Below are 22,365 nucleotides of genomic sequence, written 5' to 3' on the forward strand. Positions count from 1 at the left end.
GGAAATGTTTCGCTATAATACGCGCTTTCCCAATTCCCACATGGTTCTACGCTGGAATGTTCTGGCGGCTTTGCCGTTGTTATTGCAGCTGAACAGGGTCCACATTGTATTCAGGGGACAGAAACTCCTATGTTTAGCAAAGATATGACTATCGCTGATTTCGACGCGGATCTATGGTCTGCAATGCAGGCTGAAACTGTACGTCAGGAAGAGCACATCGAACTGATTGCGTCTGAAAACTACACTAGCCCTCGCGTTATGGAAGCTCAGGGTTCTGCGCTGACTAACAAATACGCTGAAGGTTACCCTAACAAGCGTTACTACGGTGGTTGTGAACACGTAGATGTTGTTGAGCAGCTAGCGATTGATCGTGCTAAAGAGTTGTTCGATGCGACTTACGCAAACGTTCAGCCACATTCTGGCTCTCAAGCTAACGCTGCTGTTTACATGGCGCTTTGTCAGCCAGGTGACACTGTTCTAGGTATGAGCCTTGCCCACGGTGGTCACTTGACTCACGGTGCTGCAGTTTCTTTCTCTGGTCGTATCTACAATGCGGTTCAGTACGGCCTAAACCCAGAAACGGGTGAGATCGATTACGCTGAAGTTGAGCGTCTAGCTGAAGAGCATAAGCCAAAAATGATCGTTGCAGGTTTCTCTGCATACTCGCGTGTTGTTGACTGGCAGCGTTTCCGCGATATCGCAGACAAAGTAGGCGCGTACCTATTTGTTGATATGGCTCACATCGCAGGTCTTGTTGCTGCAGGCGTTTACCCATCTCCAATCGGTGTAGCTGACGTTGTTACAACAACAACTCACAAAACACTTGGTGGTCCACGTGGTGGTTTGATCCTATCTGCCAATGCTGATGAAGATCTGCAGAAGAAACTTAACTTCGCTGTATTCCCAGAATCTCAGGGCGGCCCATTGATGCACGTAATCGCTGGTAAAGCGGTATGCTTCAAAGAAGCAATGGACCCAGAGTGGAAAGAATACCAAGCTCAGGTTGTTAAAAACGCTCAGGCGATGGCTGAAACTTTCATGAAGCGCGGAATTAAGATCGTTTCTGAAGGTACTGATGATCACCTATTCCTTGTTGATATGATCGACAAAGAATTTACAGGTAAAGATGCTGATGCAGCGCTAGGTCGTGCCAACATCACTGTAAACAAAAACTCTGTTCCAAACGATCCACGTTCTCCGTTTGTAACATCTGGCCTACGTATCGGTACGCCAGCTGTAACGCGCCGTGGTTTCAAAGAAGCGGAAGTTACAGAGCTAACAAACTGGATCTGCGACATTCTTGATGACATCAACAACGATGATGTGATCGCGCGTGTGAAATCTCAAGTTAAAGAGATCTGCGCACGTTTCCCTGTATACAAGTAAAACAGGGTTCCGGCTGTAAGTTATAGTCGGAAAAATGTACAATCCCCGGGCGACCCAAAAGGTCGCCCTTTTTTGTTCTCCGATTAAGCTCAGAGAAGATAAACGCTCTTTACACAGGAATAGTTGATGCATTGTCCTTTTTGCCATGCCAATGAAACCAAAGTGGTCGATTCTCGACTGGTGGCCGAAGGTCAGCAGGTGCGTCGACGCCGCGAGTGTATTAACTGTAATGAGCGCTTTACCACCTACGAAGCAGCAGAACTGCTGATGCCTCGCCTAATTAAGGCTGATGGCTCTCGCCAACCGTTTGACGATGAAAAACTCCGTGCAGGTATTCATCGGGCGTTAGAAAAACGTCCCGTCTCTATCGAAGAGTTTGAAGCTTGTATTAACCGTATTAAGCATCGCTTACGTGCGACAGGTGAGCGCGAGCTACCGTCGCGTCAGATTGGTGAAGAAGTGATGGCTGAACTACGTAAACTCGATGAAGTTGCTTATGTACGTTTTGCTTCTGTGTACCGCAGTTTTCAAGATATTAATGAGTTTAAGGCTGAGATTGAACGCTTATCGGAAGAGCATGACACTGAGGGTGCTGCTAAGTGAGTGCGACTTGGTCTGTCTCTGATCGCGAATACATGGCCCGCGCCATTCAGTTGGCGAAAGAGGGGCTATATACCACGCAACCTAATCCGCGTGTTGGCTGCGTGTTAGTCAAACAAGGCAATATCCTGGGTGAAGGTTTCCATTATCGCGCAGGTGAAGGCCATGCTGAGGTGAATGCACTTCGTGCTGCAGGTGATGAAGCGAAAGGGGCGACAGCGTATGTAACCTTAGAGCCTTGTAGCCATTACGGTCGCACACCGCCTTGTTCGGACGCATTAATCAAAGCTGGCGTGACGCGAGTAGTTGCCGCGATGGTTGATCCAAACCCTCAGGTTGCTGGTCGTGGTATGACTATGCTCCGTGAAGCGGGTATTGAAGCCACATCGGGTTTACTTGAAGAATCAGCTCGAACGTTAAACCCCGGTTTTATCAAGCGTATGGAAACGGGTTTGCCTTTTGTTAGGGTTAAATCTGCGATCAGCCTTGATGGCCGAACAGCAATGGCTTCAGGTGAATCCAAGTGGATTACTGGCCCTGCTGCACGTGGTGATGTACAGAAATTGCGCGCTCAATCGTCAGTGATTCTGACTGGTATAGGTTCAATTCTACAAGATGACTCAGCACTGACGGTTCGCGAAGAGCAGTTAAATCTGCCTAATGTTGCGGATGTCGTACAGAAACAGCCATTACGCGTTGTTTTGGATAGTCATCTACAGATGCCGCTGACTGCTTCCATTCTTAAGCAGCCGGGGCGAACGCTTATTGCCACTTGTACTGATGATACAATAGCGAAGAATAAACTTAAGGACGCAGGCGCAGAAGTTCTAGTGATGCCTGCGGAAAACGGCCGAGTGGCTTTATTGCCTTTGTTACGTTTGCTCGCTTCTGAAGAGCAGTGTAACGATCTGCTTGTTGAAACCGGTTCTGTGTTGGCCGGTGCGTTTGTAGAACAAAAACTGGCTGATGAACTTCATGTTTATATGGCGATGAAGTTGTTAGGAAGTCAGGCTAAGCCACTATTTGAGCTACCCTTAACTAAAATGTCAGAGCAGGTAGAGCTGCAGATGTTAGATAGTCGCATGTTGGGTGATGATCTAAAACTGATCTTACAGCCTCAATATGGAGTAAATGCATAGATGTTCACCGGTATTATTGAAGCTGTAGGTACGATTGCAGCGATTGAAGAGCAAGCGGGTGATATGCGCTTATATGTTCGTACAGGTCAATTGGATCTGGCGGACGTTAAACTGGGTGATAGCATCGCCACTAATGGTGTTTGCTTAACCGCAGTAGAATTGCCAGGTGATGGCTTTATTGCTGATGTTTCTCGAGAAACATTGGCTCATACGCGTTTCCATACATTAGCTATTGGAGAGCGGGTGAATCTGGAAAAGGCATTAATGCCGACTAGTCGCTTAGGTGGTCATATTGTCACAGGCCATGTCGATGGTATTGGTGAAATAGTATCGCGCAGTGAAGATGCTCGTTCTATTCGCTTTAGTGTCAAAGCGCCGGCAGCAATACAACGTTATTTGGCAGCGAAAGGCTCGGTGACGGTTGATGGTATTAGTTTGACGGTAAATGCCCTTGACGGTGACTGCTTTGAATTGAATATTGTGCCTCATACGGCGCAAGAAACGATCATGACTGAATATGTCACGGGACGACAGATTCACTTGGAAGTGGATATTATCGCTCGCTATCTGGAGCGCTTAATTGGTCATGGTCAAACAACTGATAATAATGAACAGAGCGAACAGGGTCTGACAATGGGCACCTTAATCGCTCACGGTTTTAACCGCTAACGACGGTACGAAGTTAATGAAATTAAATACCCCACAAGAATTGATTGAAGATATTCGTCAGGGAAAAATGGTCATCCTAATGGATGATGAAGATCGCGAGAATGAAGGCGATCTTGTAATTGCTGCTGAGATGGTTCGCCCAGACGATATAAACTTTATGGCGACTCACGCTCGTGGTCTGATTTGTCTAACATTGACGCGTGAGCGCTGCGAGCAGTTGAACTTGCCTCTGATGGTACAGAGCAATGGTGCTCAGTTCTCAACTAACTTTACGATGTCTATTGAAGCGGCGGAAGGTGTTACTACAGGTATCTCAGCAGCCGATCGTGCTTTAACTGTGCGCACAGCCGTAAAAGCTGATGCTAAAGCTGAAGATATTGTTCAGCCAGGCCATATCTTCCCACTTATGGCTCAACCGGGTGGTGTACTAAGCCGTGCTGGTCATACTGAAGCGGGCTGTGATCTTGCACGTATGGCAGGCTTTACGCCAGCGGCTGCGATCGTTGAGATTATGAATGATGACGGCACTATGGCGCGCCGTCCTGATCTGGAAGAGTTTGCTGAAAAGCACAACCTTAAGATCGGAACTATCGCGGATTTGATCCATTATCGTACTGCGAATGAGCACACCGTCGCGCGTGAAGCTGAGGGTGTGATGTCTACTGAATACGGTGATTTTAACTACATCACTTATCGCGACGAAATTCAAAACTGCACGCATCTTGCGATGACGTTAGGTGAGCTGAAAGCTGATGAACCAGCGTTTGTGCGTGTACATAGCCGTACAGAGGTTTTGCGTGATGTTGTAGGCGCTGTAGCACCAGGCGATGAGCCTAAATGGACTATGCGTAAAGCCTTGGAGCGTGTTGCTAAAGAAGGGCAAGGTGTTGTGCTTTTACTTGATACGGGTGATCGTATCGATCTAAGCGATGCGACGGATCTGATGATCAATGGTCGTCAGAAATCCAAAATTAATGTCAGTGCATCAGGTGCTTATCTTACGGTAGGTACAGGTTCACAAATCTTGCGAGATCTAGGTGTAGGTAAAATGAACCTGCTTAGCTCTCCAATGAAGTTTAATGCGATCTCTGGTTTTGATCTGGAGATTGAAGAATATATTCCTTGTGAAGAATAACTGTAACGGTATTTAAATCATGGCTGTGAAAACCTTTGAAGGTGATTTTGTAAACGCAGACGGCAACTATGCAATTGTTGTTGGCCGTTTTAATGCATTCGTTGTTGAGAGCTTGCTAGAGGGTGCAATCGACACTCTAAAGCGTCATGGTGTAAACGAAGATAATATTCGTGTTATCCGTGTACCAGGTGCTTTCGAGATTCCGTTGGCAGTGAAGCGCGTTGCAGCGCAGAAGAAAGACGATGCGATCATCGCGCTAGGTGCGGTTATCCGTGGCGGTACACCACATTTTGAATACGTATCGGGCGAGAGCTCCAAAGGAGTTGCTCAAGTGTCTTTAGATTACGATCTGCCAATTGCGAACGGCATCCTGACTGTAAACAGCATCGAACAAGCTGTTGAGCGTTCAGGTACTAAAATGGGTAACAAAGGTGCAGAAGCAGCGCTTTCCGCTCTGGAAATGGTTAGCTTGCTTAAGCAGCTTGAGGTTTAAAGCCAGATGAGTGACAACGAAAAAAAATCTGCAGCTAAAAAGAAACCTTCGCTAACGTCTCAGCGTCGTAATGCTCGTAGCTATGCGCTGCAGGCTTTGTATTCTTGGTCATTAGCTGGTCAGCCTCTGAATGAACTTGAAGCTCAGTTCCGTGTAGATAACGACATGCGTGATACGGATGTACGTTTATTCTCTGAATTGTTGCAGAACGTTGCGGCAACAAAAACAGAACTTGATGGTCTGTTTACTGACTTCCTTGATCGTCAGATTGAAGACTTGGATCCTGTTGAATTGAACGTGCTACGCATCGGTGCTTACGAGCTTTCTAAACGTATGGAAGTTCCTTACCGAGTTGCGATCAATGAAAGTGTTGAATTGGCGAAGACGTTTGGTGCAACCGATAGTCATCGTTATGTGAACGGCGTGCTAGATAAACTAGCGCAACGTGTGCGTATGGCCGAAATTCGCGCTAAACGAGAAGGTAAAGCGTAAGCTATGCCGCTGGGTGAATTTGAGCTGATACAGCGCTACTTCGCACAGGTTTCAGAAGCATCTTCGGATGCTTCTGTTGCTTTAGGGGTAGGCGATGATTGTGCTCTGCTCAATTTACCAGAGGGGCAACAACTCGCAGTATCGATCGATACGCTGGTTGAAGGCACGCATTTTTTACCTGATATACAGCCAGAGCAACTCGCAGATCGCCTTATGGGATCCACTGTCAGTGATCTTGCAGCTATGGGCGCAAAGCCTGCTTGGTTGACGCTTGCGCTTACGTTGCCGCAAACGGAAGCAGATTGGCTGCAACGCTTTAGTTCTCAATTAGGTATACGCTGCCAAGACTACAGTATTGCATTAATTGGTGGTGATACAACACGTGGGCCTCTAACCGTCTCTGCTCAGGTACATGGCTTTGTACCTATAGGGAAGGGGCTTTGTCGCCATGGTGCTAAACCGGGCGATATTATCTGCGTTAGTGGTAACTTAGGTGATAGCCGTGGAGGTCTTGAAGGGCTGCTTAATGGCTTCACTAATGAAACTCATGCAGAGTATTTACTCGAGCGTTTTTATTCCCCTACGCCGCGTATCTGTTTAGGGCAATCGTTAGTGGGTTATGCCAGTAGCTGTGTGGATATCTCTGATGGCTTGTTATCCGATTTAGCACACATATTAAAAGCCAGTGGCAATCTAGGTGCGCGTTTGCAGATAGAAGCCTTGCCGATCTCTTCTAAGCTGGTGGATACTTATGGCGAACAGCAGGCGCAACAGTGGGCGTTGACCGGTGGTGAAGATTTTGAACTGTGTTTCACCCTACCGCCGGAACATTTAGCAGTGATCCCTAGCTTGCCAAATCCTGTAGCAGTCATTGGAAAAGTGACAGAAGAAGCGGAACTTAGTTTGTTTCTTCGAGGAGAGCCTTGTGAAATTGCAGGCTCAGGTTATGATCACTTCCACCAATCCTGATGTTCGAGTAGGCTGTTAGCCGCGATTGTTAGACTAAGCCGTAAAGGAATAACCGTGAATAAAGTACCTAGTACTGTTTGGAAAAATCCGATCCATTTTCTAGCGTTCGGCTTGGGTAGTGGTGCAGCTCCGTGGGCTCCAGGTACTGTAGGTACGTTAGCAGCAATAATCCCTTATCTTTGGTTCCAACACCTGAGCTTGCCGTTTTATCTGTTGATGTTAGTGGTTACGACGATCATCGGTATCTGGCTGTGTGATCGCACCTCAAAGGATATTGGTGTGCATGATCATGGTGGTATTGTCTGGGATGAGTTTGTTGGCTTTTGGCTGACCATGACGCTTGCGCCAAGTGGTTGGGAATGGATCGCTCTTGGCTTTGTACTATTCCGTATTTTTGATATTTGGAAGCCGTGGCCGATCAAATGGGCTGATCAGAAGGTTTCTGGTGGTGTTGGTATTATGCTGGATGATTTGCTGGCAGGTGTGTATGCCGCGGCAATTCTGCAGTTAGTCGCTTACTTTTGGCTTTAAGCGATCGTTTTTAGCCGCTCTTCGATTGTCTTGATCATACCAGCTGAATCAAGACCGCAGTGCTGAAGTTGCTGTGTGCGAGATGCGTGACCAATCCAACGATCAGGTATGCCTAACATCAGTAAAGGTGTGTTGATTTTTTCTTGATGTAGGTACTCACTCACACTTGAGCCTGCGCCGTTGATGATGCTGTGGTCTTCTATGCTGACCAATAGATCATGATCTTCTGCTACATGTTGAAGGGCGTTTTGATCTAGAGGCTTCACAAAGCGCATATCGACTAGGGTATAGCCTTTAGCATTTGCAACTTCTTTTGCTGTCTCTAGCAAAGGTCCAAAATTTAGAAGCGCAACTTTACTGCCTTGATTGAGCGTTCGGCTTTGGCCTAGTTCAATTGCCTGCATAGGTGTATCTATTTGTGCTGGAACACTGCCCCGTGGATAGCGAACTGCAGCTAATCCTTGGTATTGGTAGCCGGTGAAGAGCATATTGCGAAGCTCTTCAGCATTTGAAGGCGTCATCAGTAAAGCTTTTGGTAAGCCACGAAGCATGCCAATATCAAAACAGCCTGCATGGGTTGACCCATCTTCCCCAACTAAGCCTGCTCTATCGATAGCTAACAATAGATCTAAGTCTTGAATGGCTACATCATGGATCAGTTGATCATAAGCCCGTTGTAGAAAAGTCGAGTAGATGGCGACTACCGGTTTAACATTTTGGCAGGCCATACCTGCAGCTAGAGTTAACGCGTGTTGTTCAGCGATAGCCACATCAAAATAACGATCGGGGAAACGCTGAGAAAACTCCACTAAATCTGAGCCTTCACGCATAGCTGGGGTAATGGCTGTCAGGTTCGGGTCTTGTTCGGCTAAATCACAGATCCAACGACCAAAAATATTGGAGTAACTGATTTTCTTCGTAGGTTTTTGGTGAATTGGATCGATCTTAGTAATTGCGTGATAACCAACTGGATCGTCTTCAGCAGGTTTAAATCCCTTGCCTTTCTTTGTTACTAAATGGAGGAATTGTGGTCCTGGTTGGTTAAGAACGTCTTGTAATACCGCTACGAGTTTAGAAAGGTCATGACCATCAACAGGGCCGGTATATTCAAACTCCAGTGCTTCAAAAAGAGCTGTGGTGGTCTCACCGTCATTTCTATCTTTAAAGTTTTTTGCTAGATAAGTCGCCAGCCCGCCTTCATTGTGGGAGATCGACATGTCGTTGTCGTTCAAGATTACAAGTAGGTTGGTGTTGGTATGTGCTGCATGGTTCAGCGCCTCAAACGCCATACCAGCAGTCATTGCACCGTCACCAATTACGGCTACAGATTTACTATCTATACCGCGTATCTTATCGGCAATCGCCATGCCTAGAGCGGCACTAATCGAGGTGCTGGAATGGCCTACACCAAAATTATCATATGGACTCTCGTCCCGTTTAGGGAAGGGGGATGGTCCCTCTTGTTGGCGAATTCTGGGTAACTGTTCGCGACGACCGGTTAATATTTTGTGGGGGTAGCATTGGTGACCTACATCCCACACTAAATGATCTTGCGGTGTATTAAGCACATAATGCAGCGCCACTGTCAGTTCGACCACGCCCAGCCCCGCGCCGAAATGACCGCCACTTTGTCCGACGCTATAAAGTAGATAAGCTCTTAATTGCTCAGCTAGTATTGGAAGTTGTTCAGACGTGAGCAATCGTAGATCGGTTGGAGTATCAATGCTATCCAACAGAGGTGTGCTAGGGCGTTTACTTGGGATTGTATGGAACATAAAGCTCGATCAGTTTAGTGGTCGCGATGCACAATAAAATCAGCGAGGGCTTTAAGTTCTGATGCGTCTGCGCCGAATACATCTAATGCCGACAGGGCCTGTTGATGAAGCTGCTGTAATTTCAGCTTAGCACCTTCCAACCCTAATAGAGCAGGATACGTCGGTTTATTCTGTTCTAGATCAGAACCTTGAGGTTTTCCGATTACTTCAGAATCGCCTTCTATATCGAGAATGTCATCTTGTACTTGGAAAGCTAGTCCGATCGCGTTTGAGTATTCTGCGAGCGCTGCTAACTGTTTTTGATCGGTTAAGCCTGCACAGATAGCTCCCATCTGCACTGAGCAAGTCAGTAAAGCACCGGTTTTATGCTGGTGCATAGCTTCAAGCTGCTCAAGTGAAAGAGAATTGCCCACATTACGTAGATCAAACGATTGTCCGACAACCATACCTTGATGCCCTGACGCATGACTCAATTTCTGGATAAGGTTTAAACGAGTCTCTGACGAAAGCTTGTCATCGGATGAGATCAATTCAAATGCTAAACATTGCAGAGCGTCACCCGCTAATATTGCAGTCGCTTCATCAAAAGCAATATGGCAGGTTGGTTTGCCTCGCCTTAGGTCGTCATCATCCATCGCTGGAAGATCATCATGAACTAAAGAGTAGCTATGTATGCACTCTATAGCGGCTGCTGCGCTGTCTGCTTGTTCATGACTGCTGCCTAGCATTGCATTGACCATATAGATCAAAGCCGGTCGAATGCGTTTTCCACCATTGAATAGTGAATATTGCATAGATTCTTGAAGGACCGGATCTATACTATCTTTATTGATACATTTCTGAAGGTGATGATCTACCCGCTCCTGGTAGCTCTTGAGTAGATTGCGGATCTCCAAGATCAGCTGTCCTCGTCTGCAGTAAACGGTTTGGTTGAAAGTTCACCGTCGGATTCTATCAAAAGCTGAACTTTTTGCTCTGCTTGAGTAAGAATTCCTTGGCACTCTCGAGTTAGGCTGACACCCTCTTCAAAGGCTTGAAGTGACTCTTCCAAGGAAAGATCCCCTTGTTCCATTTTGGTAACTAGGGATTCAAGCGCTTGCAGGGATTGTTCAAAGTCAGTTGTTTTTTTCTTACGTGGCATAAGAGCGAATCTTAGATTGAAAGCGCTAAACTTACCGAAGCCAGCTGCTATAAGCAAATATACATACAAATTCAGGAGTTAAACGATTGTATGATGGGTGAAACCCTGTGCTTTTTTGCTATGATAGGCAGCTTGGACTTGAACAGTTTGCGCGCTTAATTAAGGAGTAATGAGTGGATATAGCAACGCTCGTCGGATTATTAGGCAGTTTTGGTATTGTAATCGCTGCGATCGTTACCGGTGGTGACGCGGGTGTATTTATCAACCCACCATCATTGTTGATCGTTATTGGTGGATCCATCTTTGTTGTATTGATGAAATTCACACTGCCCCAGTTCCTCGGTGCCGGCAAAGTGGCTGCCAAAGCTTTCATGTTTAAGTCTCTCAATCCTGAAGAGATTATTGCTGAAACAGTTGATTTGGCTGATGCAGCGCGTAAAGGCGGCTTGCTGTCCCTAGAAGATAAGACGGTAAGTAGTGACTTTATGCAGCGTGGTATCCAGTTGCTCGTGGATGGTCACGACCCTGAAGTTGTAAAAGGCCTGCTGAATAAAGAAGCTAAATTAACCCATGATCGTCATGAATTTGGTGCGACTGTGTTCTCCGCGATGGGGGATGTTGGTCCTGCAATGGGAATGATTGGTACGCTGGTAGGTCTGGTACAGATGCTATCAAATATGAGTGACCCTAAATCCATCGGTCCTGCGATGGCGGTAGCACTTCTAACAACGCTTTATGGTGCAATGCTTGCGACCATGGTGACGATTCCACTAGCAGATAAATTGAACGTACGTAAAGATGAAGAGGCGTTGAACTCTGCTTTGATTATTGATGGCCTGTTGGCTATTCAAGCGGGTCAAAACCCTCGTGTAATCGAGCAAATGTTGCGTAACTATCTGCCAGAAGGCAAGCGTGCAGCGGCTGAAGGTTAATTCGGTAAAGGACTAGAGCGATGAGTGACGATACCGAAGAACAAGAATGCCCCCCCTGCCCCCCCGGGCTCCCTGGTTGGCTGGCGACTTTTGGCGACTTAATGTCGCTGCTGATGTGCTTTTTCGTACTTCTACTTTCCTTCTCGGAGATGGACGTACTGAAGTTTAAGCAGTTGGCAGGTTCGATGCGTGAAGCGTTTGGTGTTCAAAACCAGATTAAAGTAGAGGATATCCCAAAGGGTACCTCTATTATTGCGCAGGAATTTAGTCCAGGTCGTCCAGAACCTACTCCTCTTAACGAAGTCCGTCAGATGACGGTCAACAACGATATGAATACTTTAGATATTCGATCGAAAGAGGGTGAAAGCGATTCGCCCGATAAAGAGGCGGGTGAAGCTCAAGAGCTGCAGAAGCAGCAAGAACAGGAAGCGAAAGAGGAAGCAGTTGAGTTTGCTGCGGCCTTAGCGCAAGAAATCGGTGAAGGCAGTGTTGAAGTAGAAACGGATGGTAAGAAGATTATTATCCGTATCAAAGAGAAAGGTTCTTTTGATTCCGGTTCTGCTGAGCTGAAGTTTGAGTCAATTCCAGTGTTGGCTAAAATTCGTGATGTGCTTTTGAATGTTAAAGGTCATGTTGCGATTGAAGGGCACAGTGACAATATCCCTTATGCCGGTCGACGCTTTGAATCTAACTGGGATTTGTCGGTGGCACGTGCATTAGCGGTAGCGCATGAGCTATTTGGTGATCCTCGTATTGATCAGTCAAGATTTAAGGTGTTAGGTTTGGCAGATACTAAACCATTAGTGCCAAACGATACTCGTGCAAATCGTGTTAAGAACCGCCGTGTAGAGATTATTGTTCAGAAAGGCAAAGATAAGGAATCCTTAGAAAAGATTCAGGCGCGTCAAGATGGTGATCCTGATGGGGAGGTTATCAATTTGAGACCTGACGATATTTTCTAAGCAATCATTTCTTCAGCAATAAAAAAACCGCCCACAGGCGGTTTTTTTATTGCTGAAACTCTAACTTACTTAGAGTTATCAACCATGTACTGGATTGCAGCTTTTAATTCGCCGTCTGTGCAGTCCATGCAAAGACCACGTGGTGGCATTTGGCCTTTACCTTTGTCAGCTGTAGCGTAAAGTGCATCGATACCTAGTTCTGCACGTGGGCCCCATGCTGCAGCATCACCTACTTTAGGTGCGTCAGCAACACCAGATGCGTGGCACATTGCACATTTAGTGTTGTAAACAGTAGCTCCATCGCGTTCAGCCATAGCTGCTGCTGGGATCATCATTGCTGCAGCTGCAGTCGCCATCAGTAGTTTTTTCATTGTAATTTTCCTGTAGGTGCTCATAAGTTTGTCATTGGGACTAATGCGACTTCGCCCTCACAACCAAGCCTGCTACCCCTAGTAGCATCTATTAGTAACCCAAGTAGGGTGAATTGTATCTGAACAAAGTCAATAGAAGAACGAAATAATGCTAAAGGATAGCTTGATACAGGAAGGGTTGGTTCTGTTGGCGGGATTAATTACCTAAGCGCATGGCAAAATTAGCCTGATTATGTTGAATCTGAATGGTTTTTTCATGGATACGTTCTTCCGCATGAAACTCTGCGATGGCTTGATCCACGATGTTTTTAGGTGCCATAGCTAAGTTGCGAACGTCCATTTCGGAATAGCCACGTTTCAGCAACTGCTTCAGCTGAGTTGTTAAAGTTCTTTCTGTCATTTTCTTTGCCTCTTTAAATTTAGTACTCATCATGCATTAGATTTATTACAGAAATATGTCATTCAGTTGATGGTTTTTTGAATGCAGGGGGCGAGGGTTTACTCTTCGGAATTGTTGAGTGCCATGCTGATGAGTGCACTGTAAAGCTGTACTAAGTTACCAATAAATAGATGGTGCTCTGGTGAATCGGTTGAAAGGATATGTAAATTTTGGATCGTTTTATGGAGGGTATCTAAAAATTCTAGGTCGTAGGTTTCAGCGGCTTGGCCAGCTTGTAAGCGGTCACGAAGTTCATAGGCGCGAGGAAGCAGACGTTTCTGAATATCCAGAATACTAATTTGAATAACGCTTTCTTTGCGAGAAGTATCCATAAGTGCTGCGATTTGCTGGGTTCGATATTAACAGCATAGTAGGCATTCGGGATTTTGTTTCTGAAGCCTACTCATTCAGTCTTTAGCTTTGATACCTAAAGAGGAGTAGGCGGCCGCTGTGACTTCAGGATCTAAAGGCGGAGGTGTTATATCCACTTCAGAGGCTAGTTGTTTTACAACGCTTTTGAGTGCTTCTATCCGTGTATACCATTTGTGATTCGCCGCAATTACATTCCACGCAGCAGTTTCTGTATGTGTGTAGTGCAACATGTCATTGATCGCGTGAGTATAATCTTCCCAACGTTCACGATTACGAATATCTTCGGTGGTTAACTTCCAGCGTTTTACCGGATTGTTTAGGCGCTCGGTAAAGCGTCTCAGTTGTTCATCGGGGGTGATGTGCATAAAGATTTTTATTATGCGAGCACCATCATCAATCAAGCTGCGTTCAAATTCGTTTATCTCTTGGTAGGCTCTTTGCCATTGCTGTGGTGAAGCAAACTCTTCAACCCGCTCAACTAAAACACGGCCGTACCACGAACGATCAAATATCGCGATAGAACCTGCGGGCGGTAATTTTTCTTGGAAACGTTGTAGGTAGTGCTTGCTCTGTTCGATTGAAGTTGGCGCACTAATCGGGTGAACAGTGAAGCCGCGCGGATCTAACTTTTCGGTGATACGTCTAATAGCGCCGCCTTTACCACTGGCATCCCAGCCTTCAAATACAATTATGGCCCGGCGATTTTGATGATAATAGGCTTGTTGCACTTCAAGTATGCGCTTTTGCCATTTCTTTAATTTCTTTAGATAGTCATTTTTGTCTGCGAGTACCGCATCTTCGAATGCTATTGAATCTAATTGAGGTGAGGGATGTTTAAGTATGATCGGGCTGGGTGTGTGCATAACTAGTTCTCCCTCATCGTGCTAAGTAACGGTTATGGTGGTTCCTAACTACTGCTTTTCAACCAGTCTCTAGCGGCGGTCGTGATTTTTTCCACTGCGGTATGTGAAATCTTACGCTCGATCGAGATCGCGTAGAAGTTATTCACAATCTCGTTGGTTTCTCCCAAGGTTACTAAACCTAGCTGTGCAGAGACTTCATCTCTAATCGGTGTAGGTACCACCATAATTCCTTTACCAGCATTTGCGAACGCTTTGATTAATGCGCTGTCATCAAATTCCCCTACCACGCGAGGATGGATACGGTTCTTACTAAACCACTGTAGCAGTTGTGAGCGGACAATGGTTGTTTCGCTCGGAAGTAGCATCGGAGAGCCATTAAGGTTATGTGGGAATTCACCGCTTAGTTGCTCAACCACTGATGGGCTTGCCATAAAACTACTGCCACAGGTGCCTAAACTATGGCTAAAACCATTAATACTGACATCAGAAGGTATAGGTGATTCTGAAATCACCAGATCTAATCTATGTAGGGCAAGCTCTGCAAGTAGCTCATTTATATCACCTTCATGACAGATCATTCTGACATTGTTGATGTCATCCATAGCCGGGGATAGTAGGTGATAAGCGATCGATTTAGGTACGACATCTACAACGCCTACTTTGAACACTAAGGGGCGGATCTTATCTAAATTACGGACTCGCTCTTCCAGTTCCCCACCCAACGAAAAGATATCACTGGCGTAGCTTAAAACCATATGACCCGTTTCAGTGAGTTCTAATTGCCTACCTACTTTTGTGAAGAGAGAGCAGCCAAGGTAGTCATCAAGCAAGCTCAGCTGAGCACTAATTGTGTGTGGTGTAACACTCAGGCGCTCAGCAGCAGCAGCGATGCTCCCCTCTTTAGCGACCATCCAGAAATAGTGAAGGTGTTTATAATTAATCATTAAAAACTCGGTAAAATCGATGCTTTTGTTAATAATAATCGAGTTTTATTGTTTTTGGTAGGCGGTTAAATTTTGAACTGTTGATGCCGGAAAGCCAAAAGGCTTTTGGTTAGAAAAAAATCAGGAGGGGTGTATGAATACATCTATAAGATCTTCAGCAACTCAAACGCAAACATCGGCGTTAGAGTCTAATAAGGTACTACGCAACACCTATGCATTGTTGTCTATGACTTTGCTATTCAGTGCTATTACTGCTGGTGTCTCTATTGCTTTACAGCTACCTCACCCCGGCGTCATCATCTCTTTAGTCGGCTTTTTCGGTCTGTATTTTTTGACCTACAAGCTGCGCAATAGTGTTTGGGCGCTACCTTCAGTCTTTGCTTTGACTGGTTTTATGGGTTACACCCTAGGCCCTATTGTTGGCCATTATTTGGCGATGCCGGGCGGCGGTTCCATCGTAATGAACGCGATGGGTATGACAGGGATTATTTTCTTAGGTTTGTCAGCTTATGTCCTAACCACACGTAAGAATTTTACCTTCATGGGTGGCTTCTTAATGGTCGGTGTGTTGCTGGCGTTTGTAGCAGGCTTAGGTGCCATCTTTTTCCAGATTCCTGCACTGTCTCTCGCTGTATCGGCAATGTTCGTTCTGTTGATGTCTGGCTTTATTCTTTATGAAACCAGCAACATCCTACACGGCGGTGAGACAAACTACATTATGGCAACAGTGTCTTTGTATGTGTCCATCTATAACTTGTTTACCAGTTTATTGCATATCCTAGGTTTCCTAGGTGGTGAAGATTAAGACATTAAACCCTTTATTAGCTATGCACTTGTGATAACCCTACTGGGGTATTCAGGCGACCTTTTAGGTCGCCTTTTTTTATTTCAGCCAATCGGCAGTAACTTGAATTGGTTGTTGATCTCGTTCTGAAACCCAAATGGCCAATGCATGCTTTTGAGACGTTTGTAGATGGGGGAGTTTAAAGCTCCAGTTATAGTCTGATTGGGCTTTTTGTTGTTTATGTAAAACCACAAATTGATGTTGAAGTAAGCGGCCTGCATTTTCGCCTGAAGTGACTTGGCTACTGAGGTCAAAACCGAGTATAGCTACATGAGCTATAAGTGCTTTTCGGTCTCTTTGAGGTGTATAACTCACTTTAAGGGTTTGGCTGGTGAGGTTGGCTTTAAGTTGCCCCCCAGAGGACGAGTGGTTGGGTAGGGTTTTACCTTGGAAAAAACCTCGCCATTCTTTGCCAGAACTAATCCAGCCAGGTGTATATACACTTCTAAAATTTCCTAAGCGGCGATGATTGTATTGGCGCTGTTTAAACTCAGGTTGGGCAAATCGATCTTCCCAGCCAATGTAATCCCAATAATCTACATGAAAGGCTAAAGGCACTACCTTTTTCCAAAGGTCAGGGGAGTTTACAAAGCTGTTGATATAGCGTTCAGCGGGTGGGCAGCTGGAGCAACCTTCAGATGTATAGAGTTCAACTAGCTGAGGTACAGGTCCTTGATTTTCAAAGATCTGCTCAGCCACTAAGGTTTGAGGTAACAAATAAAGACTGGCAGCGATTAAAGTGTTGGTGAATAGTTTCATGGCTCTGTCCTCCCGTTTTCTGTGAGACTTCAGAGCGTTGGGTGAGTTCAGTTATTCTGCTTCAATTTTGCAGGCGGGGCTTTTGCCTGGAAGTGTTTCAAATGCATCGAGTTGGTTAACCGTTTGATACCAGTTTGCTCGACTTCCCCAAAAAAGATTACGTTCGGGTGATACGCCAAGGTCTGTATCAAGTGTGCCAGCAGGGACGATCATTGCTTTACCTGTTTGAGCTAACCACGGAAGGTTAGAACCGCACTTTTTACAAAAGCAGACAGCAAAATGTTTGGCATCGCTCGGTTCATAGCGTCCAACCGATGATTCTCCAGACGTCCAACGGAATTGCTCGGGCGGCATAATGATATTGCTGGCATGTGCGCTGCCAGTGGTCTTTCGGCAACGAGAACAGTGACAATATTGGAAAGTAGAAAAGGGAGGCGAGATTTCATATTGAACATCACCACACAAGCAGCTGCCGCTGTAGATCTCTTCCGCACTCATTACAATTTCCTAGCGATCAAACGCAGTAACCATTGAATCTAGTTGTTTTACCAGTTCATGCAGTTCACTGCTAGCGGAAGCGGTTTCATCAGAGGCTTCACTGTTACGACGGGCAAGATCCCTGATCGCGACAATATTTTGTTGAATCTCTTCTACAACGGAAGACTGTTGTTCAGAGCTGCTAGCGATCTGTAAGCAGCGATCAGAAATATCATCAATCGAGCTTTGCACTGTTTGGAATGCTTCATCAGCAACGTTAGCGACATCCACGCTTTGTTTGGCGTGATCACGGCTTTGTTCCATGATACTGACGGTTTTATCCACAGCAGACTGAACGCTTTCAATGGACGCTTCAATTTCTTGTGTCGAGTTTTGAGTTCGGGTTGCTAAGGTACGGACCTCATCAGCTACCACGGCAAAGCCTCGTCCTGTTTCTCCTGCGCGTGCTGCTTCAATTGCGGCATTAAGTGCAAGCAAGTTGGTTTGTTCAGCAATATCGTTAATCACCGTAACTACATTACCAATGGCATCGGTATGCTGTTTCAGCTCCATGGTAGCTTCGGTTGCTTCAACGACCTCACTGGAAAGATCTTTAATGTGATTAACTGTGTTGTAGAGTGCGCTTCGGCCTTGTTCAGTCGTATTGCGAGCATTTTGCGATGCATTCGACATATCACTAGTGTTGGCTGCAATTTCTTGCGATGCGCAGGCCATTTGGTGTACCGCCGCAGCGACCATGTCGCTTTCTTTATCTTGCTGGCTGATCCCTTCATTGGTTTGACGGATTGCGTTATCTGTAACATCAATTGCTTGATCAATGGTGTGACTGACATCGCCCAACCGTGTAAGCACCGTGGTGTTTCTGGCTTCATTCATCTGCAAAGCGAGATCAATTTCACCAAACTCGTCTTGTCGTGGGCAATACATTAATTGGATAAGTGGATTACTAAAGCGGTTGCGCGCACGAACAGCTAGCTCCTTAATAGGAGAGGTTAAACGCAATAGGCAGCCACCTAAAAGTAATTCTGTCAGCGCTATAATTCCCAAAACAGGGAAGGATGCACCGGCGAACCAAGCTGCTATTAAGCTAATGAAAGAAATTAAAGTGAAGATACCGAACGTTTGGTTGCTGACAGACTTCAGTTTGAGCGCTTTGCCTGCTTTACCAGCATTAGCAACCGCATAAATAACTTCGGCTTTAGACACTTGTTCTGCTGTTGGCTTAAAACGTACCGATTGGTAGCCAACCTTTTGGCCTTTTTCGTATAAAGGAGTTACGTAGGCATCAACCCAATAATGATCGCCATTTTTACAACGGTTTTTAACAATACCCCGCCATGCATGGTTTTCTTTTAAAGAGGTCCAGAGGTTATCAAATGCCGCAGGTGGTACATCTGGGTGACGAACAATGTTGTGGGCTTTGCCTATAAGTTCCTCTTCAGTGAACCCTGAAATATCACAAAAAACCTGATTAACGTAAGTGATCCGTCCTTTGAGGTCTGTTGTTGAAATAATGCGCTGACCTTCGGGCAGAACTACCTCACGGTTGGTAACTGGCATTTTTTTCATGGTTCACCCTTCTTCGCATACAAAAGTAAAAACTAACGGTTCTAAAATTATTAGATGTGTACAATGTGTCTTATCTGCATAGTTTAGTAATAGTTATAGCTGTATTTAAATGATATAGCTCAGAAGGCTGGCTGATTTATTGATATTTTTGAACGTTTAGTCCGCTATGAGCTCTGATATTAGAAAGGAAGAAAGCATGTCGTTTCGATTGGAATTTAAAGTGCGTGATTACGAATGTGACCTGCAAGGCATCGTGAACAATGGCGTTTACTTCAATTATTTGGAACATGCACGTCATGAGTACCTGTTAGATAAGGGAATCGACTTTGCTAAGTTGACCGAAGATAAAATTCATCTGGTCGTTGTTCGCTCTGAAATGGACTATAAAAATTCCTTAACCAGTGGCGATCGCTTTGTTGTGGAAGTGAGCGTCGAGCGGGTGAGCAAAGTTAAGTTTGGTTTTCGCCAACGGGTGGTTAGATTGTCAGATGAAAAGGTAGCGCTTGAAGCGCTAGTCATTGGAACGGCATTAAATGAAAGAGGTCGTCCATTTGTGTTACCAGAAATCGCCGCATTGATGCCAGAAGAGTAAATGTAGGAAGAGAAAGTCCCCAGTGAACTATTCAGCTTGGTTGTTAGCGAATGAACCGATAGTGCGCTTAAGCTGTTTTTTCGGCGTGTTCACTGTAATGGCTTGTTGGGAGCTTTACAGACCTTGCCGGCCTTTGCTGCAAGAAAAGTGGCTTCGCTGGCGATCGAATCTCAGTTTGGTTGTACTTAATAGTTTGCTGCTTAGAATTATGTTTCCGGTAGCAGCTGTTGGCGTTGCTGGATATGCGCAGGCCAAAGGGGTTGGACTTTTTGTATGGTTGGGTTTACCTATTTGGTTGGAGGTTCTGTTAGCCGTAGTGCTGCTGGATTTCCTTATATATGCACAGCATGTTCTCTTTCATAAAGTTCCTTTGCTATGGCGTTTTCACCGCATGCATCATGCGGATCCAGATATTGATGTGACCACGGGGGCTAGATTTCACCCAGTTGAAATTATCCTATCGATGCTGATTAAAATGTTGATGGTGTTTATTCTGGGGCCTGCGGTGGTTGCGGTGATCCTATTTGAAGTGTTACTCAACGCTTCAGCCATGTTTAATCACTCAAATATCCAATTGCCTAAACTATTGGATAGGGTGATTCGTTGGCTATTTGTTACCCCTGATATGCATCGAGTGCATCACTCAAAAATTCCCAGTGAGACGGATAGTAATTATGGCTTTGCGTTATCATGTTGGGATCGAATCTGTATGACTTATATCCAGAAGCCCGTTAAAGGCCAAGCAGGGGTTGAGATCGGATTACACGAGTTTAATGATCCAAACACCTCTTGCCGTTTGGGAGGTATGCTGATGTTACCGTTCAAAAAGTGATTATTTAGATTGAGTTAGCTGTGACCAAAAGGCGTTGATCAACGGGTTCTTAAGTTTTTTCTCTAAGGTCACAATCCCAACTTCATAGGCTTTGAGTTGAGGTGTGATGTCGAGCACTTCCACACTATTTGCTAGTGGACTGTTTTGCAGAACGATCTCAGGTACAACCCCTATACCAAACCCAAGACTTACCATGCTTACAATCGCCTCGTTACCCGATACCTGCGCGTAGATAATCGGTTTTATATTTTGATCTTTAAACCAGCGATCGACTCTTTTACGAGCCAAGCCCGCTTCGGATAGGATCATCGGTGTGGAGCTATCTGGTCGAACCGGTGGCTTGTCTTGACCTTGTAGTCCCTGTTTTGGCGCTATAAAGAGTAATGGCGAGATGGCAATCGTCTTAAACGCAATCCCTGCCGGTAAAGTGTCAGGCTTAGCACTAATAGCAAAGTCTTCATCTCCTGATAGTATCCGGGATATAGCGTGTTCATGATCCCCAGTGTGTAACTTGATCTCTATTTTGGGGTAGTCAGTGCGGAACTCACTCAGGATGTCGAACAGGAAACTGTAGCTGGCGGTAACCGAGCAATACATACTGATTTCGCCTTGGAGCTCCCCCGACCTTTCCATCAGTTGAGTGCGCACCATATCCCACTGACCAAGGGAATCGCGGGCATAGTCTAAGAAGATTTTTCCTTCTGCCGTCAGAGCAACACTGCGGTTATCTCGCTCAAACAAATCTGTACCGACTTCTTCTTCCAGCTGTTTGATGCTTCTGCTAAGTGCTGAAGGACTGATGTAAGAAGCTTCGCTTGCTCGGCCAAAGTGCAGAGTCTCGGCTAAGTGAACGAATTGTTTGAGCTGTTTGATATCCATAATGTTGCGCTTTTTCGAATGTTTTTCTTATTTTATGCCATTTTTTAATCTGATTGGAGTTTGGTTGCCTGTTTTTTGTTCAGTTTTGTCATATTTCTATGCTATTTTCTATGTTGTTATTGTGCGGTGCACAAAGCAACGGGAGGTGCGTATGTCTAAGTCATTAAATTTGGCATTACAGGGTGGTGGTGCTCACGGGGCATTTGCTTGGGGCGTTTTAGATCGTTTACTTGAAGAGGATATCAAGCCTCAAGCGATCAGTGGAACTAGTGCAGGTGCCATGAATGCGATTCTACTTGCACATGGTTGGCAGTTGAATGGAGCGTCAGGAGCAAAGGCTTTATTGGACCAATTTTGGCACAGAGTCTCTCTGAATTCTCCTTCGGAGTTGATAGGTTCGCAGCTGCCAGATTCCCAAATGACGGCGGTGACAGGGTTTATGCTCAATCTATTGCGTTATCTATCCCCTTACGATCTTAATCCTCTCGATATCAATCCATTGCGTAGTCTACTGGATGATATTGTCGATTTTGAAATGCTGAGAAATGATGGATCAATACAGTTATTCATCGCTGCTACCGATGTCACATCTGGCAAAATTCGGCTCTTTAGAGAAAATGAACTGACCACAGAGCATGCTTTGGCTTCGGCGTGTTTACCAACGCTGCATCAAGCAATTGAAATTGATGATTGTTACTACTGGGATGGAGGTTTTTCTGGTAATCCGGCGATTTATCCGCTGATCTTTGATTGTAGGGAAGAAGATATCTTAATGGTTCTGCTTCAGCCTATGCAGGGACGTGAACTGCCGACGACTTCTAATACGATTAACCAACGTGTTACAGAATTGGGTTTTCAAAGTACTTTCTTACGAGAGATGAGAGCGATCAGCTATACCCGACAGCAGGCTAAAGATAAGTTTTTCAGTACCAGTAGTCTGGAGCGACGATTCAAAGCGTTACGTTTTCATTTGATTGAATCGGGTGAAGTGTTATCTAGTCTGGAACAAGCCAGCAAATATGATACCCGACAGGAATTTCTTTTAGGTCTCAAGGAAAAGGGACGAAATGCCGCAGAACAGTGGATTGGATCAAATATCAGTGCGATAGGACAGCGGCCAAGTTGTGACATCGAGGCGATGTTTTTATAGTACTAAGATAAAGTATTGGTATGGATGGG

Annotated in this window: 27 protein-coding genes; 15 read left to right on the forward strand and 12 right to left on the reverse strand. The window is 45.4% G+C overall.

From position 1 onward, the window contains the following. Window positions 1–129 precede the first annotated feature (129 nt). The 9 genes from glyA (at window position 130) to ACMXYV_RS01645 (ending at window position 7,414) form a co-directional block, all read left to right on the forward strand. On the forward strand, window positions 130–1,386 hold the full coding sequence (gene glyA / locus ACMXYV_RS01605) for a serine hydroxymethyltransferase (RefSeq protein WP_415890053.1): 1,257 nt from the start codon (window positions 130–132) through the stop codon (window positions 1,384–1,386). A 126-nt stretch (window positions 1,387–1,512) separates the two neighbouring features. Then, window positions 1,513–1,989, forward strand: coding sequence for a transcriptional regulator NrdR (gene nrdR / locus ACMXYV_RS01610; protein ID WP_415886730.1), 477 nt, complete (start codon window positions 1,513–1,515; stop codon window positions 1,987–1,989). After that, window positions 1,986–3,125 (forward strand): bifunctional diaminohydroxyphosphoribosylaminopyrimidine deaminase/5-amino-6-(5-phosphoribosylamino)uracil reductase RibD, encoded by a 1,140-nt coding sequence (gene ribD, locus ACMXYV_RS01615; protein WP_415890055.1) that lies wholly within the window; start codon window positions 1,986–1,988, stop codon window positions 3,123–3,125. Before nrdR ends, ribD begins: the two co-directional genes overlap by 4 nt. Then, a complete protein-coding gene (locus tag ACMXYV_RS01620; RefSeq protein ID WP_415890057.1) occupies window positions 3,126–3,794 on the forward strand; it encodes a riboflavin synthase in 669 nt (222 codons plus the stop codon). A gap of 16 nt (window positions 3,795–3,810) precedes the next feature. Further along, window positions 3,811–4,929: a bifunctional 3,4-dihydroxy-2-butanone-4-phosphate synthase/GTP cyclohydrolase II gene (ribBA, locus tag ACMXYV_RS01625; protein WP_415890059.1), complete on the forward strand. Its 1,119-nt coding sequence runs from the start codon at window positions 3,811–3,813 to the stop codon at window positions 4,927–4,929. A gap of 19 nt (window positions 4,930–4,948) precedes the next feature. Next, entirely contained in the window at window positions 4,949–5,422 is a 474-nt protein-coding gene (gene ribE / locus ACMXYV_RS01630) for a 6,7-dimethyl-8-ribityllumazine synthase (RefSeq protein WP_415890060.1), read from the forward strand. Between the two features lie 6 nt (window positions 5,423–5,428). Beyond that, the gene (gene nusB / locus ACMXYV_RS01635; protein ID WP_415890062.1) at window positions 5,429–5,914 is read left to right on the forward strand and encodes a transcription antitermination factor NusB; all 486 of its coding nucleotides are present in this window, start codon (window positions 5,429–5,431) and stop codon (window positions 5,912–5,914) included. A 3-nt stretch (window positions 5,915–5,917) separates the two neighbouring features. Further along, entirely contained in the window at window positions 5,918–6,883 is a 966-nt protein-coding gene (thiL, locus tag ACMXYV_RS01640) for a thiamine-phosphate kinase (protein WP_415890064.1), read from the forward strand. A 54-nt stretch (window positions 6,884–6,937) separates the two neighbouring features. Continuing rightward, window positions 6,938–7,414, forward strand: coding sequence for a phosphatidylglycerophosphatase A (locus ACMXYV_RS01645; protein ID WP_415890066.1), 477 nt, complete (start codon window positions 6,938–6,940; stop codon window positions 7,412–7,414). On the opposite strand, the gene dxs is transcribed toward ACMXYV_RS01645, so the two are convergent. Genes dxs through ACMXYV_RS01660 form a run of 3 tightly spaced genes read right to left on the reverse strand, consistent with a single transcriptional unit; the run spans window position 7,411 to window position 10,330 of the window. Beyond that, window positions 7,411–9,189, reverse strand: coding sequence for a 1-deoxy-D-xylulose-5-phosphate synthase (gene dxs, locus ACMXYV_RS01650; protein WP_415890067.1), 1,779 nt, complete (start codon window positions 9,187–9,189; stop codon window positions 7,411–7,413). The genes ACMXYV_RS01645 and dxs overlap by 4 nt on opposite strands. A 14-nt stretch (window positions 9,190–9,203) precedes the next feature. Beyond that, window positions 9,204–10,085, reverse strand: a complete 882-nt coding sequence (ispA, locus tag ACMXYV_RS01655; protein ID WP_415890068.1) for a (2E,6E)-farnesyl diphosphate synthase — start codon at window positions 10,083–10,085, stop codon at window positions 9,204–9,206. A gap of 2 nt (window positions 10,086–10,087) precedes the next feature. After that, entirely contained in the window at window positions 10,088–10,330 is a 243-nt protein-coding gene (locus ACMXYV_RS01660; RefSeq protein ID WP_415883268.1) for an exodeoxyribonuclease VII small subunit, read from the reverse strand. A 173-nt stretch (window positions 10,331–10,503) separates the two neighbouring features. Between ACMXYV_RS01660 and pomA the strand changes: the two genes are divergently transcribed. Further along, window positions 10,504–11,262: a flagellar motor protein PomA gene (gene pomA / locus ACMXYV_RS01665; RefSeq protein ID WP_415890069.1), complete on the forward strand. Its 759-nt coding sequence runs from the start codon at window positions 10,504–10,506 to the stop codon at window positions 11,260–11,262. A 20-nt stretch (window positions 11,263–11,282) separates the two neighbouring features. Beyond that, complete coding sequence (locus ACMXYV_RS01670) at window positions 11,283–12,224, forward strand: MotB family protein (RefSeq protein WP_415890070.1); 942 nt, start codon at window positions 11,283–11,285, stop codon at window positions 12,222–12,224. Between the two features lie 65 nt (window positions 12,225–12,289). Here the strand turns inward: ACMXYV_RS01670 and ACMXYV_RS01675 are convergent, their stop codons facing one another. From ACMXYV_RS01675 to nhaR, 5 genes are all read right to left on the reverse strand, one after another. Beyond that, window positions 12,290–12,595 carry a c-type cytochrome gene (locus ACMXYV_RS01675; protein ID WP_415890071.1) on the reverse strand — a complete coding sequence of 102 codons (306 nt, stop codon included), beginning with the start codon at window positions 12,593–12,595 and terminating at the stop codon, window positions 12,290–12,292. A gap of 196 nt (window positions 12,596–12,791) precedes the next feature. Continuing rightward, a complete protein-coding gene (locus ACMXYV_RS01680) occupies window positions 12,792–12,995 on the reverse strand; it encodes a hypothetical protein (protein ID WP_415890072.1) in 204 nt (67 codons plus the stop codon). 98 nt (window positions 12,996–13,093) lie between these two features. After that, the gene (locus ACMXYV_RS01685; protein ID WP_415890073.1) at window positions 13,094–13,366 is read right to left on the reverse strand and encodes a hypothetical protein; all 273 of its coding nucleotides are present in this window, start codon (window positions 13,364–13,366) and stop codon (window positions 13,094–13,096) included. 75 nt (window positions 13,367–13,441) lie between these two features. Next, window positions 13,442–14,269, reverse strand: a complete 828-nt coding sequence (locus ACMXYV_RS01690; protein ID WP_415890074.1) for a polyphosphate kinase 2 family protein — start codon at window positions 14,267–14,269, stop codon at window positions 13,442–13,444. A gap of 44 nt (window positions 14,270–14,313) precedes the next feature. Beyond that, on the reverse strand, window positions 14,314–15,213 hold the full coding sequence (nhaR, locus tag ACMXYV_RS01695; protein ID WP_415883275.1) for a transcriptional activator NhaR: 900 nt from the start codon (window positions 15,211–15,213) through the stop codon (window positions 14,314–14,316). A gap of 133 nt (window positions 15,214–15,346) precedes the next feature. Here nhaR and ACMXYV_RS01700 point away from each other — a divergent pair, with 133 nt between their 5' ends. Continuing rightward, window positions 15,347–16,018, forward strand: coding sequence for a Bax inhibitor-1/YccA family protein (locus ACMXYV_RS01700; protein ID WP_415890075.1), 672 nt, complete (start codon window positions 15,347–15,349; stop codon window positions 16,016–16,018). Window positions 16,019–16,096: 78 nt separating this feature from the next. Here ACMXYV_RS01700 and ACMXYV_RS01705 read toward each other — a convergent pair whose 3' ends face one another. Genes ACMXYV_RS01705 through ACMXYV_RS01715 form a run of 3 tightly spaced genes read right to left on the reverse strand, consistent with a single transcriptional unit; the run spans window position 16,097 to window position 18,883 of the window. Further along, complete coding sequence (locus ACMXYV_RS01705; protein WP_415890076.1) at window positions 16,097–16,816, reverse strand: DUF1223 domain-containing protein; 720 nt, start codon at window positions 16,814–16,816, stop codon at window positions 16,097–16,099. 51 nt (window positions 16,817–16,867) lie between these two features. Continuing rightward, window positions 16,868–17,314, reverse strand: coding sequence for a GFA family protein (locus ACMXYV_RS01710; protein WP_415890077.1), 447 nt, complete (start codon window positions 17,312–17,314; stop codon window positions 16,868–16,870). 9 nt (window positions 17,315–17,323) lie between these two features. Further along, the gene (locus tag ACMXYV_RS01715; protein ID WP_415890078.1) at window positions 17,324–18,883 is read right to left on the reverse strand and encodes a methyl-accepting chemotaxis protein; all 1,560 of its coding nucleotides are present in this window, start codon (window positions 18,881–18,883) and stop codon (window positions 17,324–17,326) included. A gap of 196 nt (window positions 18,884–19,079) precedes the next feature. On the opposite strand from ACMXYV_RS01715, the gene ACMXYV_RS01720 reads away from it, so the two are divergent. Next, window positions 19,080–19,475, forward strand: coding sequence for an acyl-CoA thioesterase (locus tag ACMXYV_RS01720; RefSeq protein WP_415890079.1), 396 nt, complete (start codon window positions 19,080–19,082; stop codon window positions 19,473–19,475). 208 nt (window positions 19,476–19,683) lie between these two features. After that, a complete protein-coding gene (locus ACMXYV_RS01725) occupies window positions 19,684–20,307 on the forward strand; it encodes a sterol desaturase family protein (RefSeq protein WP_415890080.1) in 624 nt (207 codons plus the stop codon). Here the strand turns inward: ACMXYV_RS01725 and ilvY are convergent, their stop codons facing one another. After that, window positions 20,308–21,186, reverse strand: a complete 879-nt coding sequence (gene ilvY / locus ACMXYV_RS01730) for an HTH-type transcriptional activator IlvY (protein WP_415890081.1) — start codon at window positions 21,184–21,186, stop codon at window positions 20,308–20,310. It lies immediately after the preceding gene. 151 nt (window positions 21,187–21,337) lie between these two features. Between ilvY and ACMXYV_RS01735 the strand changes: the two genes are divergently transcribed. Further along, a complete protein-coding gene (locus tag ACMXYV_RS01735) occupies window positions 21,338–22,336 on the forward strand; it encodes a patatin-like phospholipase family protein (protein ID WP_415890082.1) in 999 nt (332 codons plus the stop codon). The last annotated feature ends 29 nt before the right edge of the window (window positions 22,337–22,365 follow it).

This window comes from Neptuniibacter sp. SY11_33, from assembly GCF_047778025.1.
Taxonomy (GTDB): domain Bacteria; phylum Pseudomonadota; class Gammaproteobacteria; order Pseudomonadales; family Balneatricaceae; genus Neptuniibacter.